The 18,815-nt window shown below is 29.0% G+C and carries 21 protein-coding genes and 1 pseudogene; 14 read left to right on the top strand and 8 right to left on the bottom strand.

All coding sequences use genetic code 11. The features are described 5' to 3' along the window. Window position 1 precedes the first annotated feature (1 nt). Together thiH and L8W64_RS03685 are read left to right on the top strand one after the other, a co-directional pair. Window positions 2–1,135 (top strand): 2-iminoacetate synthase ThiH, encoded by a 1,134-nt coding sequence (gene thiH, locus L8W64_RS03690; RefSeq protein ID WP_263672884.1) that lies wholly within the window; start codon window positions 2–4, stop codon window positions 1,133–1,135. Beyond that, window positions 1,125–1,739, top strand: a complete 615-nt coding sequence (locus tag L8W64_RS03685) for a thiamine phosphate synthase (RefSeq protein ID WP_263672883.1) — start codon at window positions 1,125–1,127, stop codon at window positions 1,737–1,739. The genes thiH and L8W64_RS03685 overlap by 11 nt, the downstream gene beginning before the upstream one ends. Window positions 1,740–1,743: 4 nt before the next feature. On the opposite strand, the gene L8W64_RS03680 is transcribed toward L8W64_RS03685, so the two are convergent. Further along, the gene (locus tag L8W64_RS03680) at window positions 1,744–3,105 is read right to left on the bottom strand and encodes a DASS family sodium-coupled anion symporter (RefSeq protein ID WP_133319807.1); all 1,362 of its coding nucleotides are present in this window, start codon (window positions 3,103–3,105) and stop codon (window positions 1,744–1,746) included. A gap of 203 nt (window positions 3,106–3,308) precedes the next feature. Between L8W64_RS03680 and mapA the strand changes: the two genes are divergently transcribed. From mapA to L8W64_RS03650, 6 genes are all read left to right on the top strand, one after another. Further along, window positions 3,309–3,956, top strand: coding sequence for an outer membrane lipoprotein MapA (gene mapA / locus L8W64_RS03675; RefSeq protein WP_263662964.1), 648 nt, complete (start codon window positions 3,309–3,311; stop codon window positions 3,954–3,956). Then, window positions 3,953–4,534: a ComF family protein gene (locus L8W64_RS03670; RefSeq protein ID WP_263672882.1), complete on the top strand. Its 582-nt coding sequence runs from the start codon at window positions 3,953–3,955 to the stop codon at window positions 4,532–4,534. The genes mapA and L8W64_RS03670 overlap by 4 nt, the downstream gene beginning before the upstream one ends. Window positions 4,535–4,555: 21 nt before the next feature. Further along, window positions 4,556–7,126, top strand: a complete 2,571-nt coding sequence (gene gyrA, locus L8W64_RS03665) for a DNA gyrase subunit A (protein WP_258107955.1) — start codon at window positions 4,556–4,558, stop codon at window positions 7,124–7,126. Between the two features lie 61 nt (window positions 7,127–7,187). Continuing rightward, entirely contained in the window at window positions 7,188–7,697 is a 510-nt protein-coding gene (locus L8W64_RS03660; RefSeq protein WP_133319811.1) for an LPP20 family lipoprotein, read from the top strand. Next, window positions 7,673–8,119 (top strand): hypothetical protein, encoded by a 447-nt coding sequence (locus L8W64_RS03655; protein WP_263672881.1) that lies wholly within the window; start codon window positions 7,673–7,675, stop codon window positions 8,117–8,119. The genes L8W64_RS03660 and L8W64_RS03655 overlap by 25 nt, the downstream gene beginning before the upstream one ends. Before the next feature lie 62 nt (window positions 8,120–8,181). Continuing rightward, window positions 8,182–9,384 carry an ABC transporter permease gene (locus L8W64_RS03650; protein ID WP_263672880.1) on the top strand — a complete coding sequence of 401 codons (1,203 nt, stop codon included), beginning with the start codon at window positions 8,182–8,184 and terminating at the stop codon, window positions 9,382–9,384. A gap of 10 nt (window positions 9,385–9,394) precedes the next feature. Here the strand turns inward: L8W64_RS03650 and L8W64_RS03645 are convergent, their stop codons facing one another. Genes L8W64_RS03645 through L8W64_RS03635 form a run of 3 tightly spaced genes read right to left on the bottom strand, consistent with a single transcriptional unit; the run spans window position 9,395 to window position 10,821 of the window. Next, window positions 9,395–9,952: an SCO family protein gene (locus L8W64_RS03645; protein ID WP_133319814.1), complete on the bottom strand. Its 558-nt coding sequence runs from the start codon at window positions 9,950–9,952 to the stop codon at window positions 9,395–9,397. Window positions 9,953–9,955: 3 nt separating this feature from the next. Beyond that, on the bottom strand, window positions 9,956–10,402 hold the full coding sequence (locus L8W64_RS03640) for a hypothetical protein (RefSeq protein ID WP_263672879.1): 447 nt from the start codon (window positions 10,400–10,402) through the stop codon (window positions 9,956–9,958). Continuing rightward, entirely contained in the window at window positions 10,402–10,821 is a 420-nt protein-coding gene (locus tag L8W64_RS03635) for a copper chaperone PCu(A)C (RefSeq protein WP_133319816.1), read from the bottom strand. Before L8W64_RS03635 ends, L8W64_RS03640 begins: the two co-directional genes overlap by 1 nt. Window positions 10,822–10,947: 126 nt before the next feature. Between L8W64_RS03635 and L8W64_RS03630 the strand changes: the two genes are divergently transcribed. Genes L8W64_RS03630 through L8W64_RS03620 form a run of 3 tightly spaced genes read left to right on the top strand, consistent with a single transcriptional unit; the run spans window position 10,948 to window position 13,173 of the window. Continuing rightward, window positions 10,948–11,919 carry a L,D-transpeptidase family protein gene (locus L8W64_RS03630; protein ID WP_220567290.1) on the top strand — a complete coding sequence of 324 codons (972 nt, stop codon included), beginning with the start codon at window positions 10,948–10,950 and terminating at the stop codon, window positions 11,917–11,919. Further along, window positions 11,919–12,926 carry an alanine racemase gene (locus L8W64_RS03625; RefSeq protein WP_220567288.1) on the top strand — a complete coding sequence of 336 codons (1,008 nt, stop codon included), beginning with the start codon at window positions 11,919–11,921 and terminating at the stop codon, window positions 12,924–12,926. The genes L8W64_RS03630 and L8W64_RS03625 overlap by 1 nt, the downstream gene beginning before the upstream one ends. A 37-nt stretch (window positions 12,927–12,963) precedes the next feature. Continuing rightward, window positions 12,964–13,173: a hypothetical protein gene (locus L8W64_RS03620; RefSeq protein ID WP_133319819.1), complete on the top strand. Its 210-nt coding sequence runs from the start codon at window positions 12,964–12,966 to the stop codon at window positions 13,171–13,173. Here L8W64_RS03620 and L8W64_RS03615 read toward each other — a convergent pair. The 4 genes and pseudogenes from L8W64_RS03615 to hemB all read right to left on the bottom strand — a co-directional run bounded on the left by L8W64_RS03615 (window position 13,170) and on the right by hemB (window position 17,257). Then, a complete protein-coding gene (locus L8W64_RS03615; RefSeq protein WP_220567287.1) occupies window positions 13,170–14,444 on the bottom strand; it encodes a (Fe-S)-binding protein in 1,275 nt (424 codons plus the stop codon). The genes L8W64_RS03620 and L8W64_RS03615 overlap by 4 nt on opposite strands. 1 nt (window position 14,445) lies before the next feature. Next, the gene (hemN, locus tag L8W64_RS03610; protein ID WP_133319821.1) at window positions 14,446–15,801 is read right to left on the bottom strand and encodes an oxygen-independent coproporphyrinogen III oxidase; all 1,356 of its coding nucleotides are present in this window, start codon (window positions 15,799–15,801) and stop codon (window positions 14,446–14,448) included. Next, window positions 15,788–16,271 (bottom strand): annotated as a pseudogene (locus tag L8W64_RS03605) (DUF2603 domain-containing protein). The gene hemN and the pseudogene L8W64_RS03605 overlap by 14 nt, the downstream one beginning before the upstream one ends. A gap of 2 nt (window positions 16,272–16,273) precedes the next feature. Then, entirely contained in the window at window positions 16,274–17,257 is a 984-nt protein-coding gene (hemB, locus tag L8W64_RS03600; RefSeq protein WP_133319823.1) for a porphobilinogen synthase, read from the bottom strand. Between the two features lie 71 nt (window positions 17,258–17,328). Here hemB and ribA point away from each other — a divergent pair, with 71 nt between their 5' ends. From ribA to L8W64_RS03585, 3 genes are all read left to right on the top strand, one after another. Next, window positions 17,329–17,889 carry a GTP cyclohydrolase II gene (ribA, locus tag L8W64_RS03595; protein WP_220567283.1) on the top strand — a complete coding sequence of 187 codons (561 nt, stop codon included), beginning with the start codon at window positions 17,329–17,331 and terminating at the stop codon, window positions 17,887–17,889. Next, window positions 17,886–18,479: a 16S rRNA (guanine(527)-N(7))-methyltransferase RsmG gene (rsmG, locus tag L8W64_RS03590; RefSeq protein WP_263661165.1), complete on the top strand. Its 594-nt coding sequence runs from the start codon at window positions 17,886–17,888 to the stop codon at window positions 18,477–18,479. The genes ribA and rsmG overlap by 4 nt, the downstream gene beginning before the upstream one ends. Next, window positions 18,473–18,815 (top strand): hypothetical protein (locus L8W64_RS03585; RefSeq protein WP_263661164.1); only part of this gene is annotated, 343 nt, incomplete at its 3' end. The genes rsmG and L8W64_RS03585, both read left to right, overlap by 7 nt.

The raw sequence follows: 18,815 nt of genomic DNA, 5'->3' as shown, positions 1-18,815 counted from the left end.
AATGCAAAAATATCCTCATATGCAAAGTATTGAAAGTGAGATTTTAACTAAGGTTTTAAAAGAAGTTGAAAATTTTGATGAAAGTAAATTTAGCGCTTTTGATGTAAAACAAGCTTTAGTTAAAGATTATCTTAACATAGAAGATTTGAAAGCTTTGCTTTCAAGCGCAGCAGAAGATTTTATAGAAGATTTAGCACAAAAATCAAGCAAGATTACTCAAAAATATTTTGGAAATTCCATTTCACTTTTTACACCTTTATATCTTTCTAATTTTTGCAATAGCAAATGTACTTATTGTGGATTTCAAAAAGGAAATAATATTAAAAGAGCTAAGCTAAACGAGGCTGAAATTCACAAAGAAATGCAAGAGATTAAAAAAAGTGGCTTGGAAGAAATTTTACTCTTAACAGGTGAGGGCAGGGAATATGCTAGCGTAGAATATCTTGCCAAAGCTTGCGAGATAGCAAAAGAGTATTTTAAGGTCGTGGGAATTGAAGTTTATCCTATGAATGTAGATGAGTATACATTGCTTCATGAAAAGGGTTGTGAATATGTAAGTGTTTATCAAGAAACTTATAATCAAAAAACTTATTCTAAAATTCATATTGAAGGTGAAAAAAGTGTATTTGAGTATCGTTTTCATGCACAAGAGCGAGCATTAAAAGCAGGTATGAGAGGGGTTGCTTTTGGAGCTTTACTTGGCGTGGATGATTTTAGAAAAGATGCTTTTGCTACGGCTTTACATGCGTATTTTTTACAGCAAAAATACCCTCATGCTGAAATAGCTTTATCTATCCCTAGATTAAGACCTATTATCAATAATAAAAAAATTCATCCAAAAGATGTAAGTGAAACAAGGCTTTTGCAGGTTTTATGTGCTTATAGATTATTTTTACCTTTTGCAAGTATTACGATTTCTACGCGTGAAAGAGCAGGATTTAGAGACGGGGTTATTAAACTTGGAGCTACTAAAATGAGTGCAGGTGTAAGCGTGGGGGTAGGTGAGCACCAAGGTGATAAAAAAGGTGATGATCAGTTTCAAATTAGTGATATGCGTAGTGTTGATGAGGTTTTAGTTATGTTAAAAAATGCAAATTTACAAGCTATAATGAGCGATAGTATTTATGTGGGATAAAAAAATCATTGCTATTAGCGATAGTCAAAATACCCAAGGAGATTTTTTAAATTTTATTGAAAAACTAAGTCAAAGTAGTATTGATGCTTTAGTGTTTAGAGAAAAACATTTGGATGAGTTAGAATATACTAAATTAGCCAAAGAAGTATTAAAAATTTTTAATAAAACTCAAAAAATTTGCTTTTTGCATTATCATTATGAAGCTTGTTTAAAATTAAATCATCAATTTTTTCATGCTCCCTTAATAATTTTACAAAATTACCCACAAAGTTATAAAAAATTTGAGCTTTTGGGTACTTCTATCCATTCTAAAGAAGAATTAGATTTAGCTTATAAGTTTAAAGTAAATCATGCTTTTTTCGGACATGTATTTGAAAGCTCATGTAAGGCTGATTTAACACCAAAGGGTATAAAAAATTTAAAAGATTTGTTAGAAGTTTCAAAAATACCCATTTATGCCATAGGTGGGATAAATATCCAAACTATAAATCACTTAAAAGATTTAAATTTAGCAGGCGTATGTATAAGAGAAACTTTGTATAAAAGTAAAGATGTAAAAAACTATGTTTTAAAGTGTAAAGATCTTTTAGTCCAAAAGGACTAAAAGATTATAGCCAGAAAAAGTATGCAATTACTGCAAGTGCGATTGAGCAAAAGATATTTAATATAATCCCAACTTTTACCATTTCTTGTTGTTTAATATGTCCTGTACCAAAAACTATAGCATTTGGTGGTGTAGCAACTGGTAGCATGAAAGCACAAGAAGCACCAATAGCAATGATTAAAGCAAGTCCTAAAGCAGGAACACCTAAAGTATCTGCTATAGAGATAAATAAAGGCACAAGTAAGGCTGCTGAAGCAGTATTTGAAGTAAATTCAGTTAAAAATACTATAAAAAATGCTACAATTAAACCTATAATAAATAAATGTCCATTTTCTATAAATGAAATGATAGTATCAGCCATTACTTTACTAGCGCCAGAATCTCTTAATACTACACTTAGAGTGATGCCTCCACCAAAGAGCATTAATACACCCCAATCGGTATTTTTTTGTATATTTTTCCAATCAATTACTTTAAAAGCACATACTAAAACAGCAGCCAATAAAGCAATAATCGCATCAAGATTTGCTATTTTGTGTCCAAAAATACTTGTGATGATAGGACTGATATTACCACTAAAAATCCAAGATAGTGCAACGACTAAAAAGATTATTAAAGTGATGATTCTAGGTCTTGTAAGTTCTATATTTTCAGTATGTAAATCAACTTGTAGATTAAATTTAGGTTTAAACATAAAGTATAAAATTAAAATCATTGCAGGTAGGAAAATTAAAACAATAGGAATTCCGTATTTTAACCATTGTGCAAAAGTAATGTGTAATTGAGTGGCAACGATTGCATTTGGTGGAGTTCCTACTATGGTGCCTATACCACCTATACTCGCACTAAAAGCTATACCTAAAAGGATGAAAACATAAGTATTTCTATCTTTTTGCGGATCAAGTGAAGCTAACATACCTATAGCAAGCGGAAGCATCATAGCTGCTGTTGCGGTATTACTCATCCACATAGATAAAAACGCAGTGGTAATAAAAATATACAAACTAGAAAGGCCTAAATGCCCTTTTGCTAATGTTAAAATTTTATGTGCAATAAGTTTGTCTAATTTTTGATGATGCATAGCTGCGGCCAAAGCAAAACCACCAAAAAATAAAAAGATATTAGAATCAGCAAAACCTGTTAAAGCTTTAGCGGTGGGTAGTAATCCCAAAATAGCAGCTAAAACAGGTACTAAAATAGCTGTAATAGTAACATGCAAAGCCTCACTAAGCCATAAAACGGCAATAAAAATTAACAAAGATAAACCTTGGTTTACTTTAGTTTCACCAAAAGGGGAAAAATAAAGCAAAGCGATAAATAACACTAAATCAGCAACGACTATAAGTGTTTTTGTATTTGAACTCATTTAACAACTCCTTTAAAATATTGCAGTTTTGTAACATATTCTAAATGAATTTTCTTTTAAATATCAATTTTTGTATAAAATTTTTTCAATAAAATTATTCTTGTGTGAAAAAAAGTAAGTTTTAGTAAAATTTATTTGTTTTTGGTATAATTTTTGCTAATTAAAAATCATAAAATAATAAAGATGATTCTAAGGAAAAAAAGATGTTAAAAAAAGTATTTGTATTTGTTTTAGCTTTATTTTTTAGCGCATGTGCTGTAAATTCTAAAAATCAAAGTGTTGCAAAAGTTAATGAGCTTATAAAAATTCAAGCACAATGTTATAATCCTTCTGATTCTAAAGCATATGAAGCAAAAATTAAAGGCCTTGTGTATATTAGTGATGTGGGACTTAAGTATTGCACAAATAAAAGAACAATTGATAAAAGTGCTTCCTTAAAAAAAGTTTATATTCATAGGGTATATGATTTAAATGAGAATTTAAAATATTCTTCTTCTAATGGAAGTAATTATTACATCAATGAAAATTTCAACTATTATTTTTATGTGTTTTTAAAAGAAGAATTAGAAAATAGAGGTATAGTTGTAGTAGAAGATACACAAGATTCTCCTTATGTTTTAAGAGTAGATTTAAGTTTTAATGATTTTTATTCTAAATTTGATTCTAATTCTTTATTTTCAATTATTGCTAGTCAATTGACACTAAAAGATATTAATACCAATAAAACTATTAATATTAAAACCAAACAAGAAGTTAAAGGTTTTTATAATATCAAAGATCTACCTTTTTTCACTCAGCTTCTTATAAAACAAGTGGCTAATAAATCTGCAGATATTATCAGCTCTTTGTGAGGTGTTTTAATTGCCATGGATTTTCCTTTGTGAGTTTTTGTCCAGCTTGCAAGGAAGAGCTTTTAGAATATTCTTTAGGTATAAGAGAACTTGAGGGAAATTTTAAAGTTTATTATTTTTATCAATATGAGCAAATTAAGCATTTGATTTATTTTAAACACAAATTTCAAGGCTATTTTGTTTTAAATGCTTTAGCAAAATTGAGTTTTGCTAAATTTGAGGATTTTTTTCAACCATCTTGTAAAATTAATGCTATAGCTTTAGATGATAAAACATATAAAAATTACTCTCATACTGCTATTTTAACTAAATACTTAAATACTAAATTTATAAAACCTATGTATCACACCTTGCAAGCTAGTTCAGAATTTAAATATAGTGGTAAAAGTTTGAAATTTCGTAAAGATAATAAAAGATCTTATAAGCTTTTAAAGCGTCCAAAATATCCTGTAGTTTTAGTAGATGATGTGATAACTACTGGATTAAGTTTATTAGAGGCAAAAGAGCTTTTAGAAAAAAATAATATTGAAGTGCTTTTTGCTTTAGTTTTGGCTAATGCAAAATTTGATACAATATAGGCATTAATTTTAAGGATTTTTATGGAAAATATTTTTACTAAAGATTCAGATATTGAAAATATAGATATAGAAAGTTCTATAAAAAGTAGTTATTTAGATTATTCTATGAGTGTTATTATAGGCCGTGCCTTGCCTGATGCTAGAGATGGGCTTAAACCTGTTCATAGAAGAATTTTATATGCTATGAATGATTTAGGTGTTGGAAGTCGTAGTGCATACAAAAAATCAGCGCGTATAGTGGGTGATGTAATCGGTAAATATCATCCACATGGTGATACAGCTGTATATGATGCTTTAGTAAGAATGGCGCAAGATTTTTCTATGCGTTATCCAAGCGTAGATGGACAAGGAAACTTCGGTTCTATTGATGGCGATGGTGCTGCTGCGATGCGTTATACTGAAGCTAGGATGACGATTTTAGCTGAAGAGCTTTTGCGTGATATAGAAAAAGATACGGTTGATTTTATACCAAATTATGATGATTCTATGAGTGAGCCTGATGTTTTACCTGCTAGGGTCCCAAATTTATTGCTTAATGGTTCAAGTGGTATTGCAGTGGGTATGGCTACCAATATTCCTCCGCATAGCTTAAATGAGCTTATTGATGGTTTGCTTTATTTAATTGATAATAAAAACGCAAGTTTAGAAGAAATAATGCAATTTATTAAAGGACCTGATTTTCCAACCGGCGGTATTATCTTTGGTAAAAAAGGTATTATAGAAGCATACCGCACAGGTCGTGGTAGGGTAAAAGTAAGAGCAAAGACCCATATAGAAAAAAGAGCTAATAAAGATATTATCGTTATAGATGAACTTCCTTATCAAACTAACAAAGCAAGATTAATAGAGCAAATCGCTGAACTTGCCAAAGAAAAACAAATCGAAGGTATTGCTGAAGTTAGAGATGAGAGTGATAGAGAAGGAATTCGCGTGGTGATTGAACTAAAACGCGATGCTATGAGTGAGATTGTGTTAAATAATCTTTTTAAATCTACCACTATGGAAAGTACTTTTGGTGTGATTATGCTTGCTATACATAATAAAGAGCCAAAAGTTTTTTCTTTAATTGAGCTTTTAAATTTATTCTTAAATCATAGAAAAACTGTAATTATTAGAAGAACTATTTATGAGTTGCAAAAAGCTAGAGCTAGAGCACATATTTTAGAAGGTTTAAAAATTGCACTAGATAATATTGATGAAGTGATAGCTTTGATTAAAAACTCTCCTGATAACCCAACGGCTAAAAATTTATTAATGCAAAAATTTGGTCTAAGCGAGCTTCAATCTAATGCTATTTTAGATATGAAATTAGGCCGTTTAACAGGTCTTGAGAGAGAAAAAATTGATAATGAATTAAGGGAATTATTAGCAGAAATAGAGAGGCTTGATCAAATTTTAAAAAGCGAAACTTTGCTTGAAAATTTAATCAAAGATGAGTTAAAAGAAATCAGAACAAAATTTGATGTACCGAGAATTACTCAAATTGAAGATGACTATGATGATATTGATATAGAAGATTTAATACCAAATGAAAATATGGTAGTTACTATTACTCATCGTGGTTATATTAAGCGTGTTCCAAGTAAGCAATATGAAAAACAAAAACGCGGTGGTAAAGGTAAGGTTGCAGTCACAACTTACGATGATGATTTTATAGAAAGCTTCTTTACAGCAAATACACATGATACCTTGATGTTTGTTACTGATCGTGGACAGCTTTATTGGCTTAAGGTTTATAAAATTCCTGAAGGAAGTAGAACTGCTAAAGGCAAAGCTGTGGTTAATCTCATTAATCTACAAGCAGATGAAAAAATCATGGCAATTATTCCAACCACTGATTTTGATGAAAGTAAATCATTGTGTTTCTTTACTAAAAATGGTATCGTAAAACGCACAAATTTAAGTGAATATCAAAACATTAGAAGCGTGGGTGTAAAAGCGATTAATCTAGATGAAAATGATGAACTTGTTACTGCAATTATCGTAGCAAGGGATGAAAATGAAACTCAAGAACAAAATTATGAAGAAAATTTAGAAAATGAAATGCTTGAACCTAATGAAGAGCTTGATAATACTATCGTTGGTAAAATGCTTTTTGCGGTTACTAAAAAAGGTATGTGCATTAAATTCCCACTTGCTAAAGTTAGAGAGATTGGCCGTGTAAGTAGAGGGGTAACTGCGATTAAATTTAAAGAAAAAGATGATGAGGTTGTGGGTGCTGTTGTTATAGAAAATGACGCTCAAGAAATCTTAAGCGTAAGTGCAAAAGGTATAGGTAAGCGTACTGATGCTGGAGAATATAGACTTCAAAGTAGAGGTGGTAAGGGTGTTATTTGTATGAAACTTACTGCCAAAACAAAAGATTTAATCGGTATAGTCATAGTTGATGAAAGTATGGATTTAATGGCATTAACAAGCAGCGGTAAGATGATACGCGTTGATATGCAAAGCATTAGAAAAGCAGGTAGAAATACAAGTGGTGTAATTGTTGTTAATGTTGAAAATGATGAGGTTGTAAGCATTGCTAAGTGTCCTAAAGAAGAAGATGAGGAATTAGATGCTGAAACTAATATGGATTTAAATTTAGAATAGTAAAATTATTGGAATGCTTTTTGCTATTTTAATAAAATCAAATAAATTGAAGGTGTAAAAAATGAAAAAAGTTATTTTTATGTTTTGTTTAGCTTTGGGTTTTAGTGCTTGTGCACTAGATCAAAGAGGTGTGAATCCAAATCAGACTCAAGCAGCAAATTCTGATGTTGTGGTTCAAAAAGTTGATAAAGATGATGTGCGTAACATCATTAGAGAAGAAAAAATGCTTGCAAATGATACAAGCACAGACAATGATTTAACTTTTACAGCGGTGGGTGAGGGTATTGCTCCTTTAAATACGGTTTCAGTTGGCCAAGCTTTAGCTTTAGCTAAAAGAGCGGCAATTACCGATGCTTATAGACAATTAGCAAGTAAGTTGTATGGTGTCAGAGTTAATGGTAAAGATACAGTAAAAGATGCAATGCTTAAAAGCTCAACTATTACAGCACAGGTAAATGGTTTGATTAAAAATGCAAGTGTTGTAGATCAAGACTTTAAAGATGGTCTTTATAGAGTAAATGTAGAACTTAAAATTGATGCTGACAAGTGGAAAGAATTGTTTGCTTATTAATCCTCATAATTTTTAATGCTACTGCCCAAGATGAATTTATATTTTGGGCAGAACTTTCTAATAAAAATTTTATTCTTTATCATCAAAATGAAACTATTTCTATGGCTATGACTAAAAGTAAAAATAAAAATTTAGAATATGCTTGTGAGTTAGCATATACACCAAGTGATTTGAAATCTTTAATACGCAATGATTTTGGTATGGTGGCTGAAGAAAAGATGACAAAGCTAGATAAAATTAACTTTTTAAATGCTCACAAAAATGATTTAATTGATTGCTTTTTTAACTCAAAAATAGATGTAAAAGACTTTGTAAAAAGTGAACAAGCAAGTGCGCAAAGTGAAACTTATGTGAGAATTTTGCCACTAAGATTTATAGTTGAATTTCACGATAATAGTGCCTTTGTATATTATCTTAAATAAATACAAAGCTTGCTTTTATAAAAATCAAGTTAAAATACTTAAAAAAATATTAAGAGTAAAAGATGTATAAAAGTATCCCTCGTTATTTATTATTTAAATATCTGCGTTTTGATAAAGATCAACCCTTTATTATGCTTTCAAAAATTTTAGCCTTTTTAGGTGTAAGTATAGGACTTTGCGTGCTTTTAGTTGCAATGGCCATTATGAATGGCTTTGATAAAGAATTTGAGAGAAAACTTTTTATTATGAATTACCCTATCACTATATTACCGCGTTTTGGGGCAAATGTAGATGATAAATTGTTGCAAGAATTAAGAAGCAAATTTCCAAATTTATTATTTAGCCCTTATATTGCTACTCAGGTTATAGCAAGAAATGATTTAAAATTGGAAGGCGGTATGCTTTTTGGGGTTAATTTTGAAGATGAAAAAAAGATCAATGAGGTAGTAGCTCAAGCTTTAAAAGATAAAAAAATAGATAATTTTGATATTTTAATTGGTAAGGGCTTAAAAGATGAATTTGGACTTGATTATAATGAAAAAATTACCTTAATTTTTTCCAATCTTAATGCAAGCGGACTTTCGCTTATTCCAAAAGTTAAAAGATTTGATGTTATGGCTGATTTTTCTTCAGGTTTGTTAGCTTATGATAAAGCTTATATGTATACAGATGTAAAAGCTTTAGCTAAGATTTTGTCATATCCCCAAGGAAGTTATGATGGAGTGCATGTATATTCAAATAAGCCTTTTGAGGATATTAAACAAATTGAAGCTTTCTTGGGTGCAAGATATGCTAGTATAGGCTGGTGGGAGCAAAATGGAAATTTCTTTGCAGCATTAGCTTTAGAAAAAAGAGCTTTGTTTATAGTATTGATGTTGATTATTTTGGTTGCAAGTTTAAATATAGTAAGTTCTTTATTGATGATAGTAATGAATCGTCGTAGTGAGATAGCTTTGCTACTTTCTTTGGGAGCTAGTAAGTTAGAGATTAAAAAAACATTTTTTTCTTTAGGATTTTTGATAGGTGGAGGTGGTATCGTAGCAGGTGTGATACTTGCAGCTATTGCTTTGTGGATACTTGGAAATTTTGACATTATTTCTTTACCAAGTGATGTTTATGGCATGAGTAAGCTACCTTTGGAGCTTTCTTTTGTTGATTTTTGTACTACGATTTTTGGTGCTATTATGATTGTGAGCTTGTCTTCTTATTATCCTGCTAAAAAAGCAACACAAGTAGATATTTTAGATACTTTAAGAAACGAATAAATTGAAAAATTTATTCGTTTAAAAATTTTTGAATTTCATTGAAAAAGTTTTCATAACTAATATCTTTAATGGTTTTAATAAATTTTCCATTCTCATCAATCAAATAAAATTCGCCACTATGTGCTATAGAATATCCCATAGCAGAATCTTTAAGATTGATTTTTTCATATACTACGCCATAATTTTTAGTAACTTTTTCTAATTCTTTTTCATCTTTAGCAACTAATGCAGTTGAATTTGGGTAAAAATACTTAACCCATTGGCTAGTTTGAGTTAGATTGCTATCTCTTGCTGGATCTAGTGAGATAAATATCACATGAGCTTTTTCTTTATTTGGCATTTTTTCTAAAACATTAGCAATCAAGGCAAGCTCACTAGGACAGACATCAGGACAATATGTATAGCCAAAATATACAATTAGTTTTTTACCGATAAAATCTTTTAGACTAAGTATACCTTTTTCAGAATTTAAGTGAAAATTGTATTTGTTGTTTTCAAAATACTGCACAGATATAAAAAATACTCCAAAAATTACCACAATTAATAAAAAAATATTTATTTTTTTCATATTTTACCTCTTTACATCAAAGTCAAAATAAAAATCTAGTGGAGTTTCATCATCAAAAAGCTCTATTCTAAAACGCATTATATCTAGAGTGCAAGAACTTAAAACTAATTTAGCATGATAAGTATTGTTTATTTTTTTAAATTGTGGAACAATATCTCCCATATACATATTAAGTCCATAAACCCTAGCATTAAGTTTTTTAAACTCACCTAAATTGGTAATATTTAAATCAAGCTCATTTAATGTAGTAATAGACTTTGGATTTAAATTTACTAAGACTTTTTTATCCTTAAAATTGTATTCACATTCTTGAATGTTTAGATCACATGTTAGAGGTGTTAAAGTGGTAATTAATTCTCTCTTTTTCCCGGTATTTGATGAATTGGTGTAAAAATAAGCCCCGCATATAGCAAAGACTATAGCTAAGGCAAAGACAAGTAGATTTTTCATTATTTTTTAATGCTTCTTGACTTGATATCTTTTAGTTCAATTGTGCTATTATCATCAAAATAAAGAGTTAGATTGGCCTTTGTTTGCGGTGTGATATTTTCTTTGAGATTTAGTATCATAATGTGCATCCCACCAGGTTTAAGTTCGGTGCTTGAATTAGCTTTTATTGTGATTTGAGGAATTTGAACCATCATTTTTTTACCATCTTTCATAATATGATCATGAATTTCAGCTGTATCGCTTAATGAACTTTGAGCTTTTATGAGTTTAATATCTTTGTTTGAGTTGTTTTTAAGTTCTAAAAAAAATGCCGTTGTTTTAGAATTAGGTGGAGTTTGTCTTACATAAGGATCATTTATAGTAATTTGATTTGAAAAAGCAAAAGTGCTTAATATGGCTAAACTAAGTAATTTTTTCATTATTTTTCCTTTTTTTGTTTTTGGTTATTTGTAAACATTATACACGGAAAAAATTAAAAATATATTTATTGTAAAAATATTATAATTAGCTCTTTGTTGTTTTAATTTTTAATAGAAAGGTGAAAATTGTTTAAAATTATATTAGCATTGTTTAGTTTGGCTGTGTTTGCAAATGCAAATAATCTTGCAAAAATTTATCTAAACGAAGGTATTGATGCGGTTGAAAGGGTATTGGAGCAAGAGTTAAGTAAAAAAGATTTTTGGCTTGATGAGATAAAAGACAAAAATATTAGTTTAGGATATTATGAGGAAAATGTTGCAATAGTTTTAACAAATAAAAGTGATAAAATTATTAGAGTTTATCACTACAATGATGGAAAAGTAGAAAATAAATTTATCCAAAGGGATGTTTTAACAGGTTTAGCTGGAGATAAAGAAGTAGAAGGAGATTTAAAAACTCCAATAGGTTTTTACGAACTTGGAAAGAAATTTTATCCTGGTGATCCATATTATGGTCCATTTGCATTTGCAACAACTTACCCAAATGTTTTAGATAAAACTTTGGGTAAAACAGGTGGTGGTATTTGGATTCATGGCTATCCTTTAGATGGAACACGCTTGGATACTTATAAAACTAGAGGTTGTATTGCTGTGCATAATGATTTATTGGAAGATTTTAATAAATTAGTAGCTGATAGAAAATCTTATGCAATGACAGAAGAGAAAAATAAAGTAAGAGCAACTCATGATGAAATAGCGATTTTACTAGCTAATTTATTTGCCTGGAAAGATAGTTGGCAAAAAAGTGATATAAATAAGTATTTATCTTTTTATGATAAAAAAATTTTTAAACATAATAATAAATCTACTTATGAGCAATTTGCAAAAAATAAAGAAAGAATTTTTGCAAAGAGAGAAAAAAAGAGCATTAAATTTTCAGATCTTAGCATAAGTCCTTATCCAAATGATAAAAATGAGAAAATTTTTAGAATAGGATTTTATGAAGACTATCGTAGTACTAACTATAAATTCAAAGGAGAAAAAGTCCTTTATGTTAAGCTAGTTGAAGATAAAATGCAAATTTTAGCTGAACAATAATGGCATATATAAAAATTGATCGTTTGGCTTATGAGTATAATCTTGACTTAATAGCCTCTAAAGCAGGAGGTTATCAAAAAGTAATATGTGTTTTTAAAGATAATGCTTATGGACATGGAGCTAAGCTTTTAGCTCCTATAGCTAGAGCAAAAGGTATAAATTTTATAGCGGTAAAAAATGAAACTGAAGCAAAAGAGCTTGAAGATATTTTTGATAATATCTTAATTTTATCCCATCATCCACATGGCAATGAAAGTGAAAAATTTATTTATGCTTTAAATGATAAAAATGATATTAAAAAATTCAAGCAAAATATAAAAATTCATTTAGTTGTAGATACAAATATGCATAGAAATGGAATTATACCTGAAGAAATTCAAGAAGTGATACAAGAACTACAAAGTAATAATTTAATACTTCATGGAGTGATGATGCACTTTGCAGGAAGTGATGAAATAGATGCTAGTTATTTTGTGCAAAAACAAAAATTTAAACAAGCTAAAGAGCTAATATATACTTTGCTTTGTGATGAAGCTAAAAAGCTTATATTTCATTCACATAATTCTGAAGCATTGTTTAGAGCAAGCGAGCTTGGGTGCGATGAGTATTGTAGAGTAGGGCTTGTGCAATTTGGCTATGCGCATTTTAATAAAGACTTACGCAAAGTTTTAAGTTTATGGGCTGAAAAATTAAGCCAAAGAGTGTTGAAAAAAGGTCAAAGTGTTGGTTATGGTGGTGTATATAATGCAAAAGAAGATCTTGAAATAGCAACTTATGATTTAGGTTATGCAGATGGGCTTTTGCGTTATGATGGAAAACAAGATTTTTTTCTTCCTAATGGTAAGAAATTGCTTGGAAAAATGTCTATGGATAGTTTTTCTTGTGAGAATGATGAAGATGAAATTTGTGTTTTAAATGATGCAAATATTATGGCTAGTTTTTTTAATACTATCAACTATGAAATTTTAGTCAAACTTTCTCCAAATTTGAAAAGAATTTTAGTTTAAGATAAAAAGTGTTAATATATCTAAAGAAAGGGCAAATATGGCATTTTTAAATTGGGCTATTTTAATTTTATTTTTATTTATAGTATTTTTATTGATAAATCGTTATGAGAGAAAAATAAAAATTTTATATAAAAATATTGAAATCTTGAAAAATGAGTGTAAAAAAAATAGTGAAAATATAGAAAAAAATAGAATTTTAATTGAAAAAAATAGATCAAATATCGAAGATATAAAAATTCAAGATTAATTTTTATCTTGAAGTATTTTTGCTATCAATTCTAATGGATGTAAAAAATGCGTGGAGGATTTTTCATGCTCTAATGCATTTGAAATTTGCATTCTACAAGCTGAACATTCTGCGCTGATAATTTCCACATTGCTTTTTTGTATATTTTGAGCTTTTTTTATACCAACTTGCAAAGCTTTTTCATAGTGATCAGTTTGCATACTAACACCGCCAAAACCACAGCATTCATTTGAGTTAATAAGTTCTTTGAAAGTATAGTTTTGTTTAAGCAAGGCTCTAGGTTCTTTAAAAACACCTTGCATTTTTCTTGCATGACAAGGATCGTGGTATGCAATTTTTGTCTTTAATTTTTTCTTTGTTTTTAAAAGCTCTTCTAGTTTAGTATATTCATAAAAATATTTTGTTGCAAGTAGTATTTTACTAGAAATATTTTTAGCTCTTATAGCCCATTCTTCATCTTTTTGCATGTGGAAAAAATGTTCATAGTCTATATTAATCATCGCAGAACAGGTTGCTTCAGGGATAATGATATAATCTAGAGTTTTTAATTTTTCTTCAAAATAAACGATATTTTTTTTAGCTAAAATTTCTACACTTTTAAAATCTCCAGTAAAATAATGAGGAGCACCGCAACAAGATTGATCTTTTAATAAATCTACATTGATTTTAAGATGTTTACAAATTTCAAGCAAAGCAAAGCCCGTATTTGTATAAGAGTAATTTGACAAGCAGCCTATAAAAAGTCCTATGGCTTTTTCACCTTGATTATTTATGAAATCAGGATTAGAAGCTAGAAAGCTTTTTTTAGCTAAAGAAGGAAGCAAACGATCTTTTTTAATTAAAGGTAGGTTAAATTTAGCTTTCATTCCCAAATTTTTATGTTGTAAACTAAAAGCACAGCTTTGGAAAACATAACCAAATCTTGCTAAAATATCTAGAATTTTTCTGCGTCTTAGAAAAAAGAAAGCAAGTTTTTTGTACCAAGCAATGCCAAATTTTTGTGCTATATCGTAACGCACTTTTTCAATAGCGCTATCCACTCTTAAATGGCTTGGACAAACTTCAACGCAATTTGTACACAAAAAACATGATTCAAATATTTTTTTAAGATTTTTATCAAGCTCTAGTTCTTGGTTTTCATAAGCACTGATTAAATCTAAAAAGCCACGAGGGGAAGTACTTTCATCGCGATTTATTTCATGTATGGTGCAAACTGGTATGCATTTTCCACATTTTACGCAAGCATTAGAAATTTCATTAACATTTAACATATTAAACCGTTTTAGAGAAAACTTTTTTATCTTCGCTAATGCGTTTTAAATATTTATCAAAACACATAGCAATATTACGGATTAAAAGTACTCCTGTTTCATTAACTTTGATATGAGTTTTATCAATGTTGATAAATTCATTAAGTTTTTGGAGTTCTTCTAAATCTTGCTTAAAATATTCAAAAAAATCAATCTTAAATTTACTTTCAATATTTTTTATATTAAGAGCAAAATTACTCATAAGTTCCATAATAACAGCTTTTCTTAGTTCATCATCATCATCAAGCATGATACCTTTTTCGCAAGGCAATCGACCTTCATCGATAGCCTTTTCGTAGCTTGGCATATCTTTGAAATTTTGCATATAGTGTCTTTTACCTTCGCCTATACTTGTTAGGCCAATCCCGATTAAATCAGTTCCACCTTTTGTAGTATAGCCTTGAAAATTTCTATGCAAACTACCATTTTCTAAGGCTTTAAAAAGTTCATCTTGTGGCTTTGCAAAATGATCCATTCCTATCATTTTATAACCATTTTGAGTTAAAAATTTTTCACAATATTCTAAAATTTGAAGTTTTACATCAGGACTTGGTAGAGTGTTTTCGTCAAATTTTCTCATATTTTTTTTAAGCCAAGGCACATGTGCATAATTAAAAATAGCAAAGCGATCGGGATTAATCAGCAGTGCTTTTTCTAAAGTTTGCTTAAAACTTTCTAGACTTTGATAAGGAAGGCCATAAATTAAATCCATATTTACTGAATTTATCCCTTTTTTTCTTACCATATCTACTGCATTTTTGGTAAGTTCAAAAGGTTGAATTCTATGAATTTCCTTTTGAACCTTTTCGTTAAAATCTTGCACGCCAAAACTAATGCGATTAAAGCCATTTTGAATTAAAACATCAGCTTGTTCTTCATTTAAGAATCTAGGATCAATTTCACAACTTACTTCACTATCTTGGGTAAAATTTGGAAAAATGCTTTTTATTTTAAAAATCAAACTTTGCAATTGTTTAGCAGAAAAAAAAGTAGGCGTGCCACCACCAAAATGCATTTGAGCTACTTCCCTTTGTGTGTCAATGATATTTGCTAAAAGATCAAGTTCTTTAAAAAGATAATTTAAATATCTTTCTTTACTTTCTTCTTTTGCGGTATATATTACATTACAACCGCAAAAATAACAAGCACTCCTGCAAAAAGGCAAATGAAAATATAAAGATAATTGTGCTGTTTGTTGTTTTAAAATTTTTATATAGTCTTCATATTTAAAATGGGTGTTAAATTCTACTGCAGTAGGATAAGAAGTGTATCTAGGTCCTGCTTTGGAGTATTTAACAAAATTTTTATAATCTCTCATTTTTTGCCTTTTTGCATCATTTCTTTCATGTTTATAAATAAGTTAGGATGTTTTGTATGAATATTGCTGATTAATTGATCTAAATCAATATTAACTTCTTTTATACCTTTGGAAACTTGATGTTTAATCTCATCCATTGCAACTGTCCATACATCATTAAAGTCAATAGGAATTTGTTGATAGATAGCCTTTTCTAGTTTAAGTTCAAAATTATCATTTTGTATCTTTTTGGCACTTTGTAAAAACTCAATCAGAGTTTTTACAGAAAACATAGTTTTAACTTCATCATTTTCATCTACTATAAACCATGGTTCGGGTGCTAAATTATGGCCATTTTTTAGACTTAACTTTTTTTCTTTATCGTTAATGTGGGTTAGATGAAATATAGTTTGATTGTGTTTTTCTATGCCCAAATGATTAGATAATTCATTGATTACATCTTGAGAGCTTTTTTTGCTTAGACTATTCAATCTCACTCCTTATTTGTTAATAATTTTGCAATTTCTTTTGCATGATAAGTTATGATAAGCTTAGCTCCAGCTCTTTTAAAAGCAAGCATAGTTTCAAGTACTATTTTTTCATAGTCAATCACACCTGCTTTTTGACCTGCTTTTAGCAAAGCATATTCCCCGCTTACATTATACACACAAAGTGGAAGTTTAGAATGATTTGCTATATCTTTTACTACATCTAAATACGCAAGTGCTGGTTTTACCATTAAGATGTCAGCGCCTTGTTTTTCATCTTCTAAGCTCTCACATAAGGCTTCTTTACCATTAGCAAAATCCATTTGATAGGTTTTTCTATCTCCATAACTTGGTGCAGAATCAGCCACATCTCTAAAAGGCCCATAATAGGCTGAAGCAAATTTAGTAGAATAAGCCATAATAGGTAAATTTTCAAAACCATTTTCATCTAAAGTTTTTCTTAAAGTTTCAATAATACCATCCATCATGCCGCTTGGTGCTATCATATCTGCACCGTTTTTAGCATGAATTAGAGCTTGTTTGGCTGAAATTTCTAAAGTTAAATCATTATCTACGCTTTTACTTTTTGGATCAATAATACCACAATGCCCATGATCAGTATATTCACAAAAACAAAGATCGGTAATTACTACCAAATCAGGAAATTTTGCTTTAATAGCTCTTAGACTTGTAGCAATCAAGCCATCATCGCTTAATGCATCACTTCCACAACTATCTTTTTTGGAACTTTCTAACACGCCAAATAAAATAATCGCTTTAATACCAAGATTAATTAACTCCTCACATTCTTTTAAAATTTCATCTAAGCTCATTTGAAACACACCTGGCATAGATGTGATTTCATTTTTAATATTAGCACCATTGATAACAAAAAGTGGATAGATTAAATCATCTAAATTTAAGGTATTTTCTTTTACTAAGCTTCTAATATTCTCATTAAGTCTTAATCTTCTAAAGCGTTTAAACATAAATTTCCTTTTTGTTTGTTAAAATTGTTTAAATTCTAGCATATTTTTTATAAAAAAGGTAAAGCAAAATAATGACTATTCAAATTTCTGAAATAGCAAAACTCCCCACTCGTTTTGGGGAATTTAATATACAAAGTTTTAAAGAAAATGATAAAGAACATCTTTGTATTTTTAAAGGAAAATTGGAAAAAGAAGTTAATATTAGAATCCATTCAGAATGTTTAACAGGGGATGTTTTAGGAAGTTTAAAATGTGATTGTGGAGAACAGCTTGATTTTTCTTTAAAATACATTCAAGAGCATGGTGGTATGGTGATTTATCTAAGGCAAGAAGGAAGAGGTATAGGACTTTTTAATAAAATTAATGCTTATGCTTTGCAAGATAAGGGTTTTAATACCATAGAAGCAAATCATCAATTAGGTTTTAAGGCAGATGAGCGTAGTTATGAAATAGTAGAATTTATACTTAAGCATTATAAGATTTCTAAAATTAACCTTTTAACTAATAATCCTGAAAAGCTAAATTCATTAAAAGAAAAAATTAATTTAAGAGTGCCTATTTTAATAAAAGCAAATCGTTTTAATAAAGATTACTTAGAAATTAAATATACACAAATGGGACATCTAAATTGAAAAAATACGAAGAGCAATTAAATTTTTTAAAAGATTTTGCAAATAAAGATGATTTTTTTAAAAAAATCACGCTCTATAAAGAGTTGTTAGAAAAATTTAATGCTGTGCATAATTTAACTCATTTTGAAAATATAGATGAAAATATTATTGATAGTGTTAAAATTTTAGATTTTTATGATTTGAGTAATAAAAAAAAGATCATTGATATTGGAAGCGGGGCTGGTTTTCCTGCATTATTTTTAGCTTGTATTTTGCAAGATAATGAATTTTTTCTTTTTGAGCCTAGCGCTAAAAAGGCCTCATTTTTAAGGGTGGTTAAAACTGAACTTAATTTGATAAATGTAAATATCATAAAAGAAAAATTACAAAACTATCCACCTTTTAAAGTAGATTTAATTACTTCAAGAGCTTTAATGGATGTAAAACCTTTGGTAGAAATTTCAAATGGTTTTTATGATAAAAATACTTTATTTTTGCTTTATAAAGGAAGTGAAATTTATGATGAATTGCAAGAATTGAAAGATTATCAAATTTTTAATCAAGGCTTTAGGAATTATTGTCTTTTAAAGATAAAGGAAAAACTATGTTAATTTTTGGACATCCTTTGATAAATATGCAAAAATTTAGTTATTTTGAAAATATTTTTATCAAAACAAATGTAAATTGTTTTAATTACAATGAACAAAATATAAAAAGTGCAAAAGAGGAAAAAATAGATTTTGCTATATATGCCAAGAATGAGGAAGAAATTTTACTTTCTAATGCACTAGGAGCAAAATATATTTTAATAGAAGATGAGAGATTGGCAAAAATTGCCTCAAAAATGGCTGAGTTTTATATGTTTGACTCTAAAATTTTATTTTTACTTGATGTTTTAGATAATAATTTAAAAAAAGCTTATGAGCTAAGCGTTGATGGAGTTTGTT

It is taken from the genome of Campylobacter sp. IFREMER_LSEM_CL1097 (assembly GCF_025772225.1).
GTDB classification, from domain to species: domain Bacteria; phylum Campylobacterota; class Campylobacteria; order Campylobacterales; family Campylobacteraceae; genus Campylobacter_D; species Campylobacter_D lari_D.
The sequence above is the reverse complement of the archived record's forward strand: the minus strand, read 5'-3'. Positions and strand labels throughout refer to the sequence as shown.

Bases quoted from the DNA above. Each gene is read 5' to 3' on its own strand.
- thiH (WP_263672884.1), top strand. From the start codon at position 2: ATGCAAAAATATCCTCATATGCAAAGTATTGAAAGTGAGATTTTAACT.
- L8W64_RS03685 (WP_263672883.1), top strand. From the start codon at position 1,125: ATGTGGGATAAAAAAATCATTGCTATTAGCGATAGTCAAAATACCCAA.
- L8W64_RS03680 (WP_133319807.1), bottom strand. From the start codon at position 3,105: ATGAGTTCAAATACAAAAACACTTATAGTCGTTGCTGATTTAGTGTTA.
- mapA (WP_263662964.1), top strand. From the start codon at position 3,309: ATGTTAAAAAAAGTATTTGTATTTGTTTTAGCTTTATTTTTTAGCGCA.
- gyrA (WP_258107955.1), top strand. From the start codon at position 4,556: ATGGAAAATATTTTTACTAAAGATTCAGATATTGAAAATATAGATATA.
- L8W64_RS03660 (WP_133319811.1), top strand. From the start codon at position 7,188: ATGAAAAAAGTTATTTTTATGTTTTGTTTAGCTTTGGGTTTTAGTGCT.
- L8W64_RS03650 (WP_263672880.1), top strand. From the start codon at position 8,182: ATGTATAAAAGTATCCCTCGTTATTTATTATTTAAATATCTGCGTTTT.
- L8W64_RS03645 (WP_133319814.1), bottom strand. From the start codon at position 9,952: ATGAAAAAAATAAATATTTTTTTATTAATTGTGGTAATTTTTGGAGTA.
- L8W64_RS03640 (WP_263672879.1), bottom strand. From the start codon at position 10,402: ATGAAAAATCTACTTGTCTTTGCCTTAGCTATAGTCTTTGCTATATGC.
- L8W64_RS03635 (WP_133319816.1), bottom strand. From the start codon at position 10,821: ATGAAAAAATTACTTAGTTTAGCCATATTAAGCACTTTTGCTTTTTCA.
- L8W64_RS03625 (WP_220567288.1), top strand. From the start codon at position 11,919: ATGGCATATATAAAAATTGATCGTTTGGCTTATGAGTATAATCTTGAC.
- L8W64_RS03620 (WP_133319819.1), top strand. From the start codon at position 12,964: ATGGCATTTTTAAATTGGGCTATTTTAATTTTATTTTTATTTATAGTA.
- L8W64_RS03615 (WP_220567287.1), bottom strand. From the start codon at position 14,444: ATGTTAAATGTTAATGAAATTTCTAATGCTTGCGTAAAATGTGGAAAA.
- hemN (WP_133319821.1), bottom strand. From the start codon at position 15,801: ATGAGAGATTATAAAAATTTTGTTAAATACTCCAAAGCAGGACCTAGA.
- hemB (WP_133319823.1), bottom strand. From the start codon at position 17,257: ATGTTTAAACGCTTTAGAAGATTAAGACTTAATGAGAATATTAGAAGC.
- ribA (WP_220567283.1), top strand. From the start codon at position 17,329: ATGACTATTCAAATTTCTGAAATAGCAAAACTCCCCACTCGTTTTGGG.